At 64.5% G+C, this 13,659-nt stretch carries 18 protein-coding genes; 8 read left to right on the forward strand and 10 right to left on the reverse strand.

Annotated elements, in window-relative coordinates:
* Positions 1 to 343 (reverse strand): glutathione S-transferase family protein (locus EOA22_RS09410; protein WP_164755345.1); only part of this gene is annotated, 343 nt, incomplete at its 3' end.
* Between the two features lie 160 nt (positions 344 to 503).
* Here EOA22_RS09410 and EOA22_RS09415 point away from each other — a divergent pair.
* Complete coding sequence (locus tag EOA22_RS09415) at positions 504 to 1,310, forward strand: undecaprenyl-diphosphate phosphatase (RefSeq protein WP_013528623.1); 807 nt, start codon at positions 504 to 506, stop codon at positions 1,308 to 1,310.
* Positions 1,311 to 1,390: 80 nt separating this feature from the next.
* Here EOA22_RS09415 and EOA22_RS09420 read toward each other — a convergent pair whose 3' ends face one another.
* Positions 1,391 to 1,768, reverse strand: coding sequence for a YraN family protein (locus EOA22_RS09420; protein ID WP_063169659.1), 378 nt, complete (start codon positions 1,766 to 1,768; stop codon positions 1,391 to 1,393).
* Positions 1,761 to 2,675 carry a 16S rRNA (cytidine(1402)-2'-O)-methyltransferase gene (gene rsmI, locus EOA22_RS09425; RefSeq protein WP_063169658.1) on the reverse strand — a complete coding sequence of 305 codons (915 nt, stop codon included), beginning with the start codon at positions 2,673 to 2,675 and terminating at the stop codon, positions 1,761 to 1,763. Before rsmI ends, EOA22_RS09420 begins: the two co-directional genes overlap by 8 nt.
* Positions 2,676 to 2,824: 149 nt before the next feature.
* Here rsmI and EOA22_RS09430 point away from each other — a divergent pair, with 149 nt between their 5' ends.
* The gene (locus EOA22_RS09430) at positions 2,825 to 3,013 is read left to right on the forward strand and encodes a hypothetical protein (RefSeq protein WP_013528626.1); all 189 of its coding nucleotides are present in this window, start codon (positions 2,825 to 2,827) and stop codon (positions 3,011 to 3,013) included.
* Positions 3,014 to 3,086: 73 nt separating this feature from the next.
* On the opposite strand, the gene EOA22_RS09435 is transcribed toward EOA22_RS09430, so the two are convergent.
* The 6 genes from EOA22_RS09435 to rph form a co-directional block, all read right to left on the reverse strand.
* Entirely contained in the window at positions 3,087 to 3,524 is a 438-nt protein-coding gene (locus EOA22_RS09435; protein WP_013528627.1) for an EamA family transporter, read from the reverse strand.
* Positions 3,525 to 3,549: 25 nt separating this feature from the next.
* Positions 3,550 to 3,873, reverse strand: coding sequence for a low molecular weight protein tyrosine phosphatase family protein (locus EOA22_RS09440; RefSeq protein ID WP_013528628.1), 324 nt, complete (start codon positions 3,871 to 3,873; stop codon positions 3,550 to 3,552).
* Positions 3,874 to 3,876: 3 nt separating this feature from the next.
* A complete protein-coding gene (hemW, locus tag EOA22_RS09445; protein ID WP_063169657.1) occupies positions 3,877 to 5,040 on the reverse strand; it encodes a radical SAM family heme chaperone HemW in 1,164 nt (387 codons plus the stop codon).
* Positions 5,037 to 5,684 (reverse strand): RdgB/HAM1 family non-canonical purine NTP pyrophosphatase, encoded by a 648-nt coding sequence (gene rdgB / locus EOA22_RS09450; RefSeq protein WP_063169656.1) that lies wholly within the window; start codon positions 5,682 to 5,684, stop codon positions 5,037 to 5,039. The genes hemW and rdgB overlap by 4 nt, the downstream gene beginning before the upstream one ends.
* Positions 5,684 to 6,094 carry a VOC family protein gene (locus tag EOA22_RS09455; protein WP_063169655.1) on the reverse strand — a complete coding sequence of 137 codons (411 nt, stop codon included), beginning with the start codon at positions 6,092 to 6,094 and terminating at the stop codon, positions 5,684 to 5,686. The genes rdgB and EOA22_RS09455 overlap by 1 nt, the downstream gene beginning before the upstream one ends.
* 183 nt (positions 6,095 to 6,277) lie before the next feature.
* Positions 6,278 to 6,994, reverse strand: coding sequence for a ribonuclease PH (gene rph / locus EOA22_RS09465; RefSeq protein ID WP_013528632.1), 717 nt, complete (start codon positions 6,992 to 6,994; stop codon positions 6,278 to 6,280).
* Positions 6,995 to 7,151: 157 nt separating this feature from the next.
* On the opposite strand from rph, the gene hrcA reads away from it, so the two are divergent.
* The 6 genes from hrcA to EOA22_RS09495 all read left to right on the forward strand — a co-directional run bounded on the left by hrcA (position 7,152) and on the right by EOA22_RS09495 (position 12,743).
* Positions 7,152 to 8,249, forward strand: a complete 1,098-nt coding sequence (gene hrcA, locus EOA22_RS09470; RefSeq protein ID WP_027161211.1) for a heat-inducible transcriptional repressor HrcA — start codon at positions 7,152 to 7,154, stop codon at positions 8,247 to 8,249.
* Positions 8,250 to 8,273: 24 nt separating this feature from the next.
* Positions 8,274 to 8,471 (forward strand): hypothetical protein, encoded by a 198-nt coding sequence (locus tag EOA22_RS09475; RefSeq protein ID WP_023814156.1) that lies wholly within the window; start codon positions 8,274 to 8,276, stop codon positions 8,469 to 8,471.
* A 98-nt stretch (positions 8,472 to 8,569) separates the two neighbouring features.
* Positions 8,570 to 9,922 (forward strand): sorbosone dehydrogenase family protein, encoded by a 1,353-nt coding sequence (locus EOA22_RS09480; protein WP_082826610.1) that lies wholly within the window; start codon positions 8,570 to 8,572, stop codon positions 9,920 to 9,922.
* A gap of 273 nt (positions 9,923 to 10,195) precedes the next feature.
* Positions 10,196 to 10,813, forward strand: coding sequence for a LysE family translocator (locus tag EOA22_RS09485; protein WP_013528636.1), 618 nt, complete (start codon positions 10,196 to 10,198; stop codon positions 10,811 to 10,813).
* A gap of 196 nt (positions 10,814 to 11,009) precedes the next feature.
* Positions 11,010 to 11,987 (forward strand): cysteine synthase A, encoded by a 978-nt coding sequence (gene cysK, locus EOA22_RS09490; protein ID WP_027161213.1) that lies wholly within the window; start codon positions 11,010 to 11,012, stop codon positions 11,985 to 11,987.
* Positions 11,988 to 12,116: 129 nt separating this feature from the next.
* A complete protein-coding gene (locus EOA22_RS09495; protein WP_063170412.1) occupies positions 12,117 to 12,743 on the forward strand; it encodes a glutathione S-transferase family protein in 627 nt (208 codons plus the stop codon).
* Positions 12,744 to 12,746: 3 nt separating this feature from the next.
* On the opposite strand, the gene EOA22_RS09500 is transcribed toward EOA22_RS09495, so the two are convergent.
* On the reverse strand, positions 12,747 to 13,659 hold a 913-nt coding region (locus EOA22_RS09500), incomplete at its 5' end, for a DUF6596 domain-containing protein (RefSeq protein WP_127389943.1).

Consider the following 13,659-nt stretch of genomic DNA (forward strand, 5'->3'; position numbering starts at 1 on the left):
CCAGATGGCGGGTGACTTCGCTTTCAGCCTTGTTGAGATACCAGTCGATGAGCCGGCGGATTTCGGCGCGCTGCATCGGGTCCTCGGCGAACAGCCGCTTGTCGCGCTTCAGCACGCCGCGCGTTTCATCGAGATATTCCGATATGACCGTCGCGCCGACGATCGGCACGTCGCCTTCGGCCAGCAGGATCGGCAGCGTGCCGGCCGGGTTCAGCGCCAGGAACTCCTTGCGCCGGGTCCACGGCTTTTCCTCGATCAAAGCCAGCTCCTCGCCATACTCGCCGAATGCGAGGCGGACGAAGCGACAGGTGGCGAACATGGGATGGTGGAAAAGCGTCAGCATGGTTCCGCGATGATAAAGCGCACTGGCGAATCGCAGGGCGCACCGGTAAGTCTTGGCCGCCCGGTTAGCGGGCCGTCAGGGTGTTGCGACCTATAGGGGGACTTCAACGCCATGACAAGCAAGCCCTTCTGTCAGCCGTCATGCCAATGCCGAGGTAGCCATGGAAAGCCAGACCATCGTCGAAGCCCTGCTGCTCGGCCTGCTGGAGGGGCTGACCGAGTTCATACCGGTGTCCTCGACCGGCCATATCCTGCTCGCTGGCCATTTCCTCGGCTTCCACTCGACCGGCAAGGCCTTCGAGATCCTGATCCAGCTCGGCGCCATCCTGGCGATCCTCAGCGTTTATTTCCGCCGCCTCTGGAAAATGCTGCTCGAACTGCCGCACGACCGACTGACCAGGCATTTCGTCATCGGCATCCTCATCGCCTTCCTGCCGGCGGCATTCATCGGCGCGCTGGCGCATGATTTCATAAAGACGGTGCTGTTCGAATCGCCGAGGCTGATCTGCATCATGCTGATTATCGGCGGCGTCGTGCTGCTGGTGGTCGACCGCATGAACCTCAAGCCGGTTTATCGCGACGTCGAGCGCTTCCCGACCCGGCTTTACCTGCAGATCGGGCTTTTCCAGTGCCTGTCGCTCATTCCCGGCACATCGCGTTCGGGCTCGACCATCGTCGGCGCCCTGCTTTTGGGCGTCGACAAGCGCGCGGCCGCTGAATTTTCCTTCTTCCTTGCAATCCCGACCATGGTCGGCGCCTTCGCCTTCGACCTGTTCAAGAACCGCAACGTGCTGAGCAGCGCCGACCTGCCGATCATCGCCGTCGGCTTCGTCGCCGCCTTTGTCACGGCGCTCATCGTCGTGCGCTTCCTGCTCGATTACGTCTCGCGCAAGGGTTACTCGCTGTTCGGCTGGTGGCGGCTGGTGGTGGGCGGTGTCGGGTTGGTGGCGTTGATGATCTGGGGGTGAGGAGTGTTCCGCGTAGCGGCCCTCACGCTTCGTCCCACGGGCTCCGCCCGTGGATGACGAATGAAGGAGGGCTGCCCCCTCTAACTCTTCCCATAAAACGCGTTCTCGACATGCACCGGCCAGCGCCAGGGCAGCACGGCGACCATGTCGAAGCGCATCGACAGCCTGCCGTAGTCCGCTTGGCGCGACAGCCAGATGTCGGCCGCGCCTTCTATTCGACGTTCCGATTCGTGGCCGATCGCCTCCATGGCTTCCATCAGCGACCGGCGCGCCTTGACCTCGACGAACAGCACCAGGTCGCCGCGCCGCGCGATCAGGTCGATCTCGCCGAAGCGCGTGCGGTGGCGGCGCGCCAGGATCCGGTAGCCCTTCAGCATCAGCGCTGCCGCCGCCAGCCATTCGCTGCGATGGCCGCGCCGATAGGCTTTTTGGCGGCTGGCGCTCGGGCGTTCAGCCACCGTCGCTTTCTCCCGAAGCATCCTTGAGCTCCAGCAATCGCCGATAGAGCGCCTGTTTCTGGCCGCCGGTCATCTTCGCGGCTTCCGCCGCCGCCTTGGAGGCCGGCATCTCGGCGGCAAGCGACAGAAGCAAACGGTCGATGTCGGCGGGTTCGTCGACCCTGGCCTCGGCCGGAGCGACGCAGACGACGATCTCGCCCTTCGGCGTATCGGCCGCGGCATAGTGGTCGGCCAGCGCCTGCAGCGTGCCGGTTCGCATCTCCTCGAAGGTCTTGGTCAATTCCCTGCCGATCGCGGCCTTGCGCTCGCCGCCCAGCGCTTCGACCATGGCACCGAGGGATTCGGCCAGCCGGCGCGGCGATTCGAAGAAAATCAATGTCGCCGGCACGGCTTTCAGTGCCTCCAGCCGCGTCAGCCGCTGCCCGGTCTTCACCGGTAAAAATCCGGCGAACATGAAGGCATCGGAGGGCAGGCCGGATGCGGTCAACGCCGCGAGCGGCGCCGATGGGCCGGGGATAGGCACGACGCGAATGCCGTGGTCGAGCGCCTCGCCGACCAGCCGGTAGCCGGGATCGGACACCAGCGGCGTGCCGGCATCGGAGATCAGCGCCACGCTCTGTCCGGCCTGCAGCGCCGCGATCAGCTTCGGCCCGGCCTCGCCGGCATTATGCTCATGATAGGCTGTGGTGCGGCGGCGGATGCCATAACGGTCGAGCAGCACGCGCGACACCCGTGTATCTTCGCAAGCGACGATGTCGGCGGCGGCCAGCGTCTCCAGCGCGCGCAGCGTGATGTCGGCGAGATTGCCGATCGGCGTCGCCACCAGATAGAGCGCCGGCTCCAGCGGCCGGGCCGCGATCTCGGTCTGCCCGACCACATAGCTGCGCTTGCCCGTCTCTGCGGTCACTGATCAAGTCTCCGTTCGACCCTGTTTGGCACGGCTGACGCGGGCTTGCAAAAGCTGACGCCGATGTAAGGAATTCGCCTTTCCTTTGCCACAGTGGGGAACCAAACCGGCGTTGGCAGATTAGCCCCCTGATTCCGGAGGAGGACAGGATGGACAGCCTCAAGATACAAGACGCTTTCGAGCCCTACTATGCCGGCCGCAACCGCGTTGCCACCCCCAGGGACAAGCGCCCGTCTGCCAAGACCGAGCACAGCCTGACCGAAGAGCGCGTCGCCAGCACCTTGCCGACGAACGTCAGCCTTTCCGACAACAAACCCGACAGCACGACGGAGCACTGACCGGACGATGCCCAATCGCTTCGATATCTTCATCACCCGTCTTGAAACGAAGAACGCACGCCATGGCGCGCAACTACCCTCGATAGGCGACCAGCACAGCACCCGCCGCGATAAGGGCGACGCCAAGCCAGTTCGCTCCGGACAACCGCTCGCCGAGAAAGGCCGCGCCAAACACCGCCACAAGCACGACGCTTAGCTTGTCGATCGGCGCCACCTGCGCCGCATTGCCGATCTTCAGGGCGCGAAAATAGCAGAGCCATGAAGCGCCGGTCGCCAGACCGGACAGGGCGAGGAAAGCCCAGGTCTTTCCCGAGATCGTAGCCGGCGACTGGAACTGGCCGCTGGCGAGCAGGATGGCACCGAGCACGATCAGGATGATGATCGTGCGGATGAAGGTGGCGAAATCGGAATTGATGTTCTCGATGCCGACCTTGGCGAAGATCGCCGTCAGGGCAGCGAATGCAGCCGAGAGCAGCGCCCAGAATTGCCAGGAGGATACGGTCAGGTTCATGCGGGTGGCCTTCGCGGATTGCGTCTTAACCGAGATACCGTGAAACGCGTGCCTTCAGAAGGCCAATCAACTCCAGATCCATGAATTCATAATCGTCAGGTATGTCGAGGCAGATCACACGCGCCTTCTTCAGGCTGGCCCTGAATTTCTTCTGCAGCTTGGTGCGGTGCGCCTTTTCCATGACGAAGATGATGTCGGCCCAAGCGACCAGCTCATGCGTCAGCGGCGTGTCGGCATCGTGGTTGGTTCCGGCCGAGGCCACCTCGATATCGCGGCGCGTTGAAAACACCTGTTCGGCGGTCGGGCTGCGCAAGCGGTTCTGGCTGCAGACGAAAAGGACGTTCTTCAAGGGTTAGCGCGCCAGATCGGCGACCACCGCGTCGAGCACGATCATGCCGGCGGCCGTGGCGCGCAGGCGCGCATTGCCGATCGGCGCCACCAGCCCTTCGCCCTGCAGCATCGACAACCGCGCGCTCGACAGGCCGCGCCCGGAGAACGCCTCGTAGCGGGAGAGGTCGATGCCTTCGGCCAGCCGCAGGCCCATCAGCAGGAATTCGTCGGCCTCTTCCGAGCGCGTCAGGATCTCGCCGCCGGTGACGCCATGGCCCTTGGCCTCGACCAGATTGGCCCAGGTTTCCGGCATCCGCTCGGCGATTGTCACCGTGCGCCGGCCGTTCTCGACGAAGCGGCCATGCGCGCCCGGCCCGACGCCGACATATTCGCCATAGCGCCAGTAGGTCAGGTTGTGCCGGCTCTCGGCGCCAGGCCTGGCGTGGTTGGAAATCTCGTAGGCCGGCAGGCCGTGCGCCTTGGTGATCTCCTGCGTCAGTGCATAGAGGTCGGCGGCATGGTCGTTGTCGGGAATGATGAATTTCTTTGCCGCATGCAGCGCGTGAAAGGGCGTGCCTTCCTCGATGGTCAGCTGGTAGAGCGACAGATGGTCGGCGGCATGGCCGATCGCCTGTTCCAGCTCCGATGCCCAAGCCTCCGGCGTCTGGCCGGGGCGGGCGTAGATCAGGTCGAAGGACAGCCTTGGGAATATTTCCCGCGCGAGGCCGATGGCGTGCAGGGCCTCTTCGACATTGTGCAGCCGGCCGAGGAAGCGCAAATCCTTGTCGTTCAGCGCCTGCACGCCGAGCGACACGCGATTGACCCCAGCCGCCCGATAGCCGCGAAAGCGCTCGGCCTCGACCGAGGACGGATTGGCCTCCAGCGTCACCTCGATGCCGGCAGGCACAGTCCAGTTCTTCGCCACGGCGTCCAGAACCCTGGCCACGGTTTCCGGCTTCATCAGCGAGGGCGTGCCGCCGCCTAGAAAAACGCTGGTCACCTCGCGCGGCCCGGTGCGCTCGCGCATCGTCGCCAGTTCGGCCTCGAAGGCGGCGGCAAAGCGCTCCTGGTCGACCGGCTGGTGGCGAACATGGCTGTTGAAGTCGCAATAGGGGCATTTGGCCGCGCAGAACGGCCAGTGGACATAGACGCCGAAGCCGGGCGTCCGGTCGAGCAGCATGCTCATGCCGAGCCCAATCTCGCTTTGGCGAATTTCTGGAAGGCACGGGCGCGGTGCGACAGCGCCGTGGCCTGGCCGGGCTTCCAGCCATGCTTTTCCTCGGCGCTCATTTCGCCGAAGGTTTTTTCGAAGCCCTCGGGCAGGAACACAGGATCATAGCCGAAGCCGAGCTCGCCGCGCGGTGGCCAGACCAGCGTGCCCTCGGCCTCGCCGCGATAATATTCGGCCTCGCCGTCGGGAAACGCCAGGCAGATGACGGCGACAAAGCGTCCCTTGCGCTGCTCCGGCAAGGCGGCGCCGACCTCCTGCAGCGCCACTTCGGTGCGTTGCATGGCCATGCCGAAGTCACGCGAACCGTCCGGGGTTTCGGCCCAGTTGGCGGTGTAGACGCCGGGCGCGCCGTCAAGCGCGTCGACGCACAGGCCGGAATCGTCCGACAACGCCGGCAGGCCGGTCGCCTTGGCGGCGGCGAGCGCCTTGATGTAGGCGTTCTCCTCGAAGGTGGTGCCGGTCTCGTCCGGCTCCGGCAGGCCATACTCCCTGGCCGACTTCGCTTCGAAGCCGAACGGTCCCATCAGGTCGGCGAATTCGCGCAGCTTGCCCTCATTATGGGTGGCGACGACGATCTTCTTGCCATCGAGAGAATGCATCAAAGGCCCCAGATTCTTGGCTCGGCAAATTCGATCGAGTTGCCCGAGGGGTCGCGTATATAGATCGAACGGCCGCCCTGCGGCCACTCGAATTCGCTCTCGATGGCGATCTTCTTTGCCTCCAGATGGGCTTTCCAGCCGGCGATTTCATCGTCGGTCGCCGTAAAGCAGAGATGACCTTGGCCGACCGCGCCGTGCGGTGGCACCGGCAGCCTCGCGTCGGGCGCCGGCGGGATTTTGGTTGCCTCGGCGTTGAAGACGAGCAGCACGCCGGGGCCGCAGCGGAAGAAGAGGTGGCGGCCGTCGACCTTGCCGAGGAGATTGAGGCCGAGGATGTCGGTGTAGAAGGTTTCGGCGGCGGGCAGGTCTGTGACGTAGAGGGCCGATTCCAGGATCGTGGAGGGTGTCACGAGGCGCCCCCCTCTGGCCTGCCGGCCATCTCCCCCTCAGGTGGGGAGATTGGCAGCTTCTGCATTGTCGCGCGCCCTACAACGCCGGAGATTGGCGAAGCCCTAGATGACATCCGATCTCCCCACTTGAGGGGGAGATGGCCGGCAGGCCAGAGGGGGGCGCTCAGGCTCGACATCTAAAAACTAAGCCACTGCCATCTGCTGCAAACTCACCAGGCGCTGGATGCCTTTCTTGGCCAGGCCCATCAGGTCCGCGAACTGCTCCTCGGAGAAAGGCTCGCCCTCGGCGGTGCCCTGGATCTCGACGATGCCACCCTTGCCTGTCATGACGAAATTGGCGTCGGTGCCGGCCGCGGAATCCTCGATATAGTCGAGGTCGATGACCGGCTGGCCGTCATGGATGCCGCAGGAGATCGCCGCGACATGGTCCTTCAGCACCTTGGCGACGCTGGCCATCTGGCGCGCTTCCATCCAGCGCAGGCAGTCATACAGCGCCACCCAGCCGCCGGTGATCGATGCGGTGCGGGTGCCGCCATCGGCCTGGATGACGTCGCAGTCGACGGTGATCTGCTGTTCGCCCAGCGCCTGCAAATCGACCACGGCGCGCAAGGAGCGGCCGATCAGCCGCTGGATTTCCAGCGTGCGGCCGCCCTGCTTGCCGGCCGAAGCCTCACGGCGCATGCGCTCGCCGGTCGAGCGCGGCAGCATGCCGTATTCCGCCGTCACCCAGCCCTTGCCGGAGTTGCGCATCCAACCCGGCACTTTTTCCTCGAGGCTGGCCGTGCACAGGACATGCGTGTCGCCGAACTTCACCAGGCATGAGCCTTCGGCATGCTTGGAGACGCCACGCTCGAAGGAGATGGCACGCATTTCGTCGAATTGGCGTTTGGAAGGGCGCATTCAGGGCTGCTTTCTTGTCATTTTTCGGAATCTTGGCCGGCTTGTAACCGCATGGGACGCGTGGCGCAAAGGAAAATGGGCTGACGATCGGACACAGACACCGGGTTGCGCGGGTGCAGTGTAAGTCTATATCCTTGGGCCGGAGGTTTTTGGCCGTATGACCAAGGCAGTCGATCCGAGTTCGCAGTCGCCCGCGCTTCAGTCGCCAGTATTCCAGGCGCTCGACATGCGTTCCCGCGACATCTTCCGGCGCATCGTCGATTCCTATCTCAGGGACGGTGAACCGGTGGGATCGCGCAGCCTGTCGCGTATCCTGCCGTCCTCACTGTCGCCGGCGACCATCCGCAACGTGATGAGCGACCTCGAGCATCTCGGCCTGATCTACGCGCCGCACATTTCGGCCGGCCGGCTGCCGACGCAGGCCGGCCTGCGTTTCTTCGTCGATGCCTTCATGGAGCTTGGCGACCTTTCCGACGAGGAGCGCCGCGCCATCGAGGCACAGGTGCGGGCGTCCGGCTCCGGTGCGACGCTGGAGCACATGCTGACCGAGGCCAGCCAGATGCTGTCGGGCATGTCGCGCGGCGCCGGCCTGGTGCTGGCCGCCAAAAACGAGGTGGCGCTGAAGCACATCGAATTCATCCAGCTTGAGCCGACGAAGGCGCTGGCGGTGCTGGTGTCGCAGAATGGCGACGTCGAAAACCGCGTCGTCGACCTGCCCGCCGGGATCACCGTCTCGCAACTGCACGAGGCCTCGAATTTCCTCAACGCCCATATACGCGGCCGCACGCTGGCCGAGGCGCGGATCGAGATCGCTCGCATCAAGGAAGAAACCAGGGCCGCGCTCGACACGCTGTCGCAGGACCTGGTGGAGAAGGGGCTGGCGGTGTGGGCCGGCGCCGACAGCGGCCTGCCGGCACGGCTCATCGTGCGCGGGCGTGCCAATCTGCTTGAAAACGTCACCGCCCAGGCCGACATCGAGCTGCTGCGCCATCTGTTCGAGGACATGGAGACGCAGGACGGGCTTATCCAGCTGCTTGACCTCGCCGAGCAGGGCTCGGGTGTGCGCATCTTCATCGGCTCGGAAAACAAGCTGTTTTCGCTGTCGGGCTCGTCGCTGGTCGTCGCCCCCTATCGCGACAAGGATGCCCGCGTCGTCGGCGCGCTCGGCGTCATCGGCCCGACCCGGCTGAATTACGCGCGCATCGTCCCAATGGTCGACTATACGGCGCAGCTGATTTCACGCATGCTGCGCTGAGCTGATCCAACCGAGGAGACGACGATGGCGCTCGAAGAATTCAAGGCCCGGATCAGCCTGCTGCTCGAGGAGATGGTCAACCAGCCGGAAGACCAGCACGAGATCCAGGAGCAGCTGCGCGAAAAACTGCAGGAAATGCGCGCCATGGGCCTGCCGCTGCCGGCTGACCTCGTCGAGTTGGAAAAACGCCTCGACGACGATTTCTACGCCGCCGGGACCTGAACCGGAAAACCGCAAGCTTCCTTCACCTCATCGTGTGCCGTGGAACGATCGACGAAACCGGTCGTTCCTGTTTTCACGCCCGAACACTGGAGGACCGAATGATGCGTTTTGCCGGCCCGGCACTTTCCGCCGCACTGTTTGTCTCGACCGCTTCATTCGCCCAGCAGGCGGACGAACCGGTACTGAAAGGCGCGGCTGCCTTCGGCGACTGGCGAGCGGACAAGCCGGGCACCCGCCGGCTGATCAGACCGGATGATCTGCCCAAGCCCAATGCCACCCGGTCGACCTCGAACAGCGCCGGCATCGCGGACATGCCGGCAGACGCGAAGCTGCAACTGCCGCCGGGGTTCTCGGCCGAGCTGGTTGCATCGGGCATCGACAATCCACGCGTCGTGCGCGTCGCGCCGAATGGCGACCTGTTCGTCGCCGACAGCAAAGCCAACCAGGTCCGCATCTATCGCCTCGCCGAAGGCAGTGCGAAGCCGGCGCAGGACGGCATCTTTGCCGGCAATCTCAACCGACCCTATGGCATTGCCTTCTATCCGCCGGGCCCTGACCCGCAATGGGTCTATGTCGCCAACAGCGACAGCATCGTGCGCTTTGCCTACCGCAATGGCGAACTGAAGGCCTCCGGCGACCCGGAAACCATCGTCGGCAACATCCCCGCCAGTCATCACTGGACCCGCGATATCGCCTTCTCGCCGGACGGCAAGACGCTTTACCTTTCGGTCGGCTCGGGATCGAATGTCGCCGAGGACATGGGCCGGGAGCCGAAAGGCGGACTCGATGCCTGGGCGAAATCGCAGCCGCTGGGTGCAGCCTGGGGTTCTGAAGACGGCCGCGCCGACGTGCTGACCTTCGATCCCGATGGCAAGAACGGCCGCATCTTTGCCGCCGGCCTGCGCAACTGCTCGGGTATGACCGTGCAGCCGGCGACCGGCGCGCTGTGGTGCGTCGTCAACGAACGCGATGCGCTTGGCGACAATGTGCCACCCGAATACGCGACCGTGGTCAAGGAGGGTGCCTTCTATGGCTGGCCCTGGTACTATATCGGCAACAATGAGGATCCGCGCCACAAGGGTGAGCGCCCCGATCTTGCCGGCAAAACGACCGTTCCCGATGTGCTGATGCAGGCGCATTCGGCGCCGCTCACCATCGCCTTCTACGAGGGGAAGAGCTTTCCAGCTGAATACAAGGGCGATGCGTTCGTCGCTCTGCATGGTTCATGGAACCGCGGCAACAGGACCGGCTACAAGGTGGTGCGGTTGCTGTTCAAGGACGGCAAGCCGACCGGCGCGTATGAGGATTTCATCACCGGCTTCGTCGTTTCCAACGGTGAGGTCTGGGGCCGGCCGGTCGGCGTGGCGATTGCGAGCGACGGTGCGCTGATCGTCAGCGAGGACGGCAACGGCACCATCTGGCGTGTCACCCATGGCGACGGTCCGTCCTGATCTGCTCAGGTAACGCAGGCCCCCTCACCCGGATTGCCAACCGAATTGCGAAGAGCAATTCGGGAACAATCCGACCTCTCCCCGAGGGGAGAGGAGTCAGCAGACGCTGGCGCCCGTCTCTTCTCCCCTCGGGGAGAAGGTGGCCGCGAAGCGGCCGGATGAGGGGGCTTCGTAAGGCGAGCCCTCGATATCTGGTGCAATGGAATCCGGCCCCAGGGAATTCAATCTTGGCCTGTCCCATGCAATAAAACGCTCTGATCCGAGACCAGTGCCATGACCCTTACCGGATTCCTCGCCTATAGTGCGGCCCTCGGCATCGCCGCCGCGATTCCTGGTCCCGGCATCACCGCGCTGGTCGCCCGTGCGCTCGGCTCAGGCTTCCGCTCGTCGCTGGCGATGTCGTTTGGCCTGATGGTTGGCGACATCACCTATCTGACCGCCGTGGTGCTTGGCCTCGCCTTCGTCGCACAATCCTTCGGCATGGTTTTCCTGGCCATCAAATGGCTCGGCGTCGCCTATCTCGCCTTTCTCGGCTGGCGCTTCTGGAACAGCGGCATCACGCCCGAGACCGTCGAGGCCGGAAAAGGCAAGGGCGGCTTGCTGTCGAGCTTTGCCGCCGGCCTGACCGTTACCCTCGGCAATCCGAAGACGATGATCTTCTATCTCGCGATCACGCCGACCATCGTCGACCTGAAAACCATCACGCTGGCGGATTACGGCATCCTCGTCGCGCTGACCGTTGTCGTCCTGTTGGTGGTGCTGGTGCCGTATCTGGCGCTGGCGGCCAAGGCGCGCTGGTTTCTGAAATCGCCCCGCGCGCTCAAGGCGCTGAACCGCACGGCGGCCGGCTTCATGGTCGGTGCTGCTGCAGCGATTGCCGCTCGGCAATAGAGAGCTTTCCGCCAAAGCATTTCGCAAACGGGCCTTTGCGAGAAATGCTTTTCCGGGACGGCACGGTTTTAGACACAGGGCCCACTCGGATATTTTCAGCCGACAGTCTATCTTGCGCGACCGAAGGCCCTATCTTGCCGGCTGCAATTCCACTGCCTGAAATCCTTACTCGCCTGAAATTCTGGGAGCGAAACCAATGAACAAGCCCGTCACAGCCCGTGTGCCCGGTCGCGGCCGCGTCTACAATTCCATCACCGATACGATCGGCGACACGCCCCTGGTGCGGCTCGACAAGTTCGCCAGGGAAAAGGGCATCGTCGCCAATCTCATCGCCAAGCTCGAATTCTTCAATCCGATCGCCTCGGTCAAGGACCGCATTGGCGTGGCGATGATCGAGGCGCTTGAGGCATCAGGCAAGATTTCTCCCGGCAAGACAACGCTGATCGAACCGACGTCGGGCAACACCGGCATCGCGCTTGCCTTCGCCGCCGCGGCCAAGGGCTACAAGCTGATCCTGACGATGCCCGAAACAATGTCGGTCGAGCGCCGGAAAATGCTGGCGCTGCTCGGCGCCGAGTTGGTGCTGACCGAGGGTCCGAAAGGTATGAAGGGCGCCATCGCCAAGGCCGACGAACTGGCAGCGACGATCCCCAATGCGATCATCCCGCAGCAGTTCGAGAACCCGGCCAATCCGGAAATCCACCGCACGACGACGGCCGAGGAAATCTGGAACGATACGCATGGCGAGGTCGATATCTTCGTCGCCGGCATCGGCACCGGCGGCACCATCACCGGCGTCGGCCAGGTGCTGAAGAAGCGCAAGCCCTCCGTGCATGTCGTCGCCGTCGAGCCCGACTCCTCGCCGGTTCTGTCGGGCGGCCAGCCCGGCCCGCACAAGATCCAGGGCATCGGCGCCGGTTTTGCGCCCAAGATCCTCGACACGACGATCTATGACGAGATCGTCAAGGTGTCGAACGAGGATTCGGTGGCCAATGCCCGCCTCGTCGCCCGCCTCGAAGGCGTGCCGGTCGGCATCTCTTCGGGCGCCGCCCTGCAGGCGGCCATCGTCGTCGGCTCGCGGCCGGAGAACAAGGGCAAAAATCTTGTGGTGGTCATCCCGTCCTTCGCCGAGCGCTATCTGTCGACAATCCTGTTCGAGGGGCTGGGATCGTAGTCCGACGCTCCTTCGCGTCCAAGCTGGCCCGCTGAAAAAACGCGCGTGGCCGCCATCGGCGGCTTGAGCGCGGCACCGCTTCCGGTTCATATCGCCCCGGCCTGCTTTGCGCGGCCGGGGGAGAATTTTATGTACAAGCTTTATACCCGTCCTGGCAGCGGCGGCTTCGTCGTCGAGGCAGCGCTGGCGTTGGCGAATGCACAGTTCGAGCAGATCGACGTGCCGAAGACCGACCGGCCCGACCCCGCCTTCCTCGACATCAGTCCGTTGAACCAGGTGCCGGTGCTGACCTTGCCGGACGGAAGCTCGATGACGGAATCGGCGGCGATCTGCATCCTGCTTGCCGAGCGTCATCCCGATGCCAATTTGGCGCCGGCAGCAGACGCGCCTGCCCGCGCCGATTTCCTGCGCTGGATGGCCTTCATGTCGTCGGTGCTCTATCCGGCGGTGCTGCGTTTCTACTACGCATACCGCTACACTGCCGATCCCGAAGGCACCAAGGCGGTCAAGCAGGCAGCCGTGGCCGAGATGGACCGTGGCTTTGCCGTTCTGGATGCCGCGCTTGAAGGCCGTGACTGGCTGGTCGGCGACCGGGTGTCGCTGGCCGACATCTATCTGGTCATGCTGGTGGCCTGGCATCCCGACATCGACAGCGCGCGGACGGCATGGCCGAACATTGAACGCCTGTGGGCGCGGCTGCGCGACCATCCGCTGATGAAGACGCTCAACACCTCGCACGAGATGTGGCCGGGCTGAAGCTCAATTTCTGAGCACTGCCCGCTTTTCCTGCAGGAAGCGGCGCACCGCCGGGTCGCGCTCGAGGCCGATCGCCCGGTCATAGGCTTCGCAGGCTTGCAGTACCTGACCAAGCCTGGCCAGGAGACCGGCGCGTGCGGCCCAATAGGGCTGATAGTCATCAAGCCGTTTGTCGTCGCCCAGCACGTAGAGGGCCGCCAATCCCGCCACTGCGCCCTCGGCCTCGGCGATCGCCACCGCGCGGTTTATCGCCACCACCGGCGATCCTGCGATCGAAAGCAACGCGTCGTAGAACTCGCGGATCGCCGCCCAGTCGGTGCGGCCGGTCAGCCGTCGTGCCGCATGCGCGGACTGCACGGCCGCCTCAAGCTGGTAGCGGCCGATGATGCCCTTGGCCGCGGCGTGGGAAAGCAGCGCCTCCGCCTCATCGATCAGGGCGCGGTCCCATAGAAGGCAATCCTGTTCCGCCAGCGGCACGAAGTCGCCGGCGGCGCTGCGCCGTGCGGCGCGGCGCGACTCAGCAAACAGCATCAGCGACAGGAGGCCCAGCGCCTCCGGCTCCTCCGGCAACAGCGAAGCCACCAGCCGGCCGAGCCAAATGCCTTCGGTCGCCAGATTGCGCCCTCGCGTCTCGGTGCCCGCCGGGTCGGACCAGCCTTCGGCGAAGGCGGCGTAGATCGCTTCCAGCACCGCATCCAGCCGTTCGCCGAGTTCGGCCTGCTCCGGCACGCGGAACGGAATACCGGTTTCACGGATGCGGGACTTGGCTCGCACCAGGCGCTGGCCCATCGTTGCCGGCGAGACCAGGAAGGCGGAAGCGATCGTCGCGGCGTCGAACCCCAGCACCGTCTGCAGGATGAGCGGCGAACGCACGCTCGATTCGATCGCCGGATGGGCGCAGGCGAACATCAGCCGC

Source organism: Mesorhizobium sp. M7A.F.Ca.US.014.04.1.1 (genome assembly GCF_003998745.1).
Taxonomy (GTDB): Bacteria; Pseudomonadota; Alphaproteobacteria; order Rhizobiales; family Rhizobiaceae; genus Mesorhizobium; species Mesorhizobium ciceri.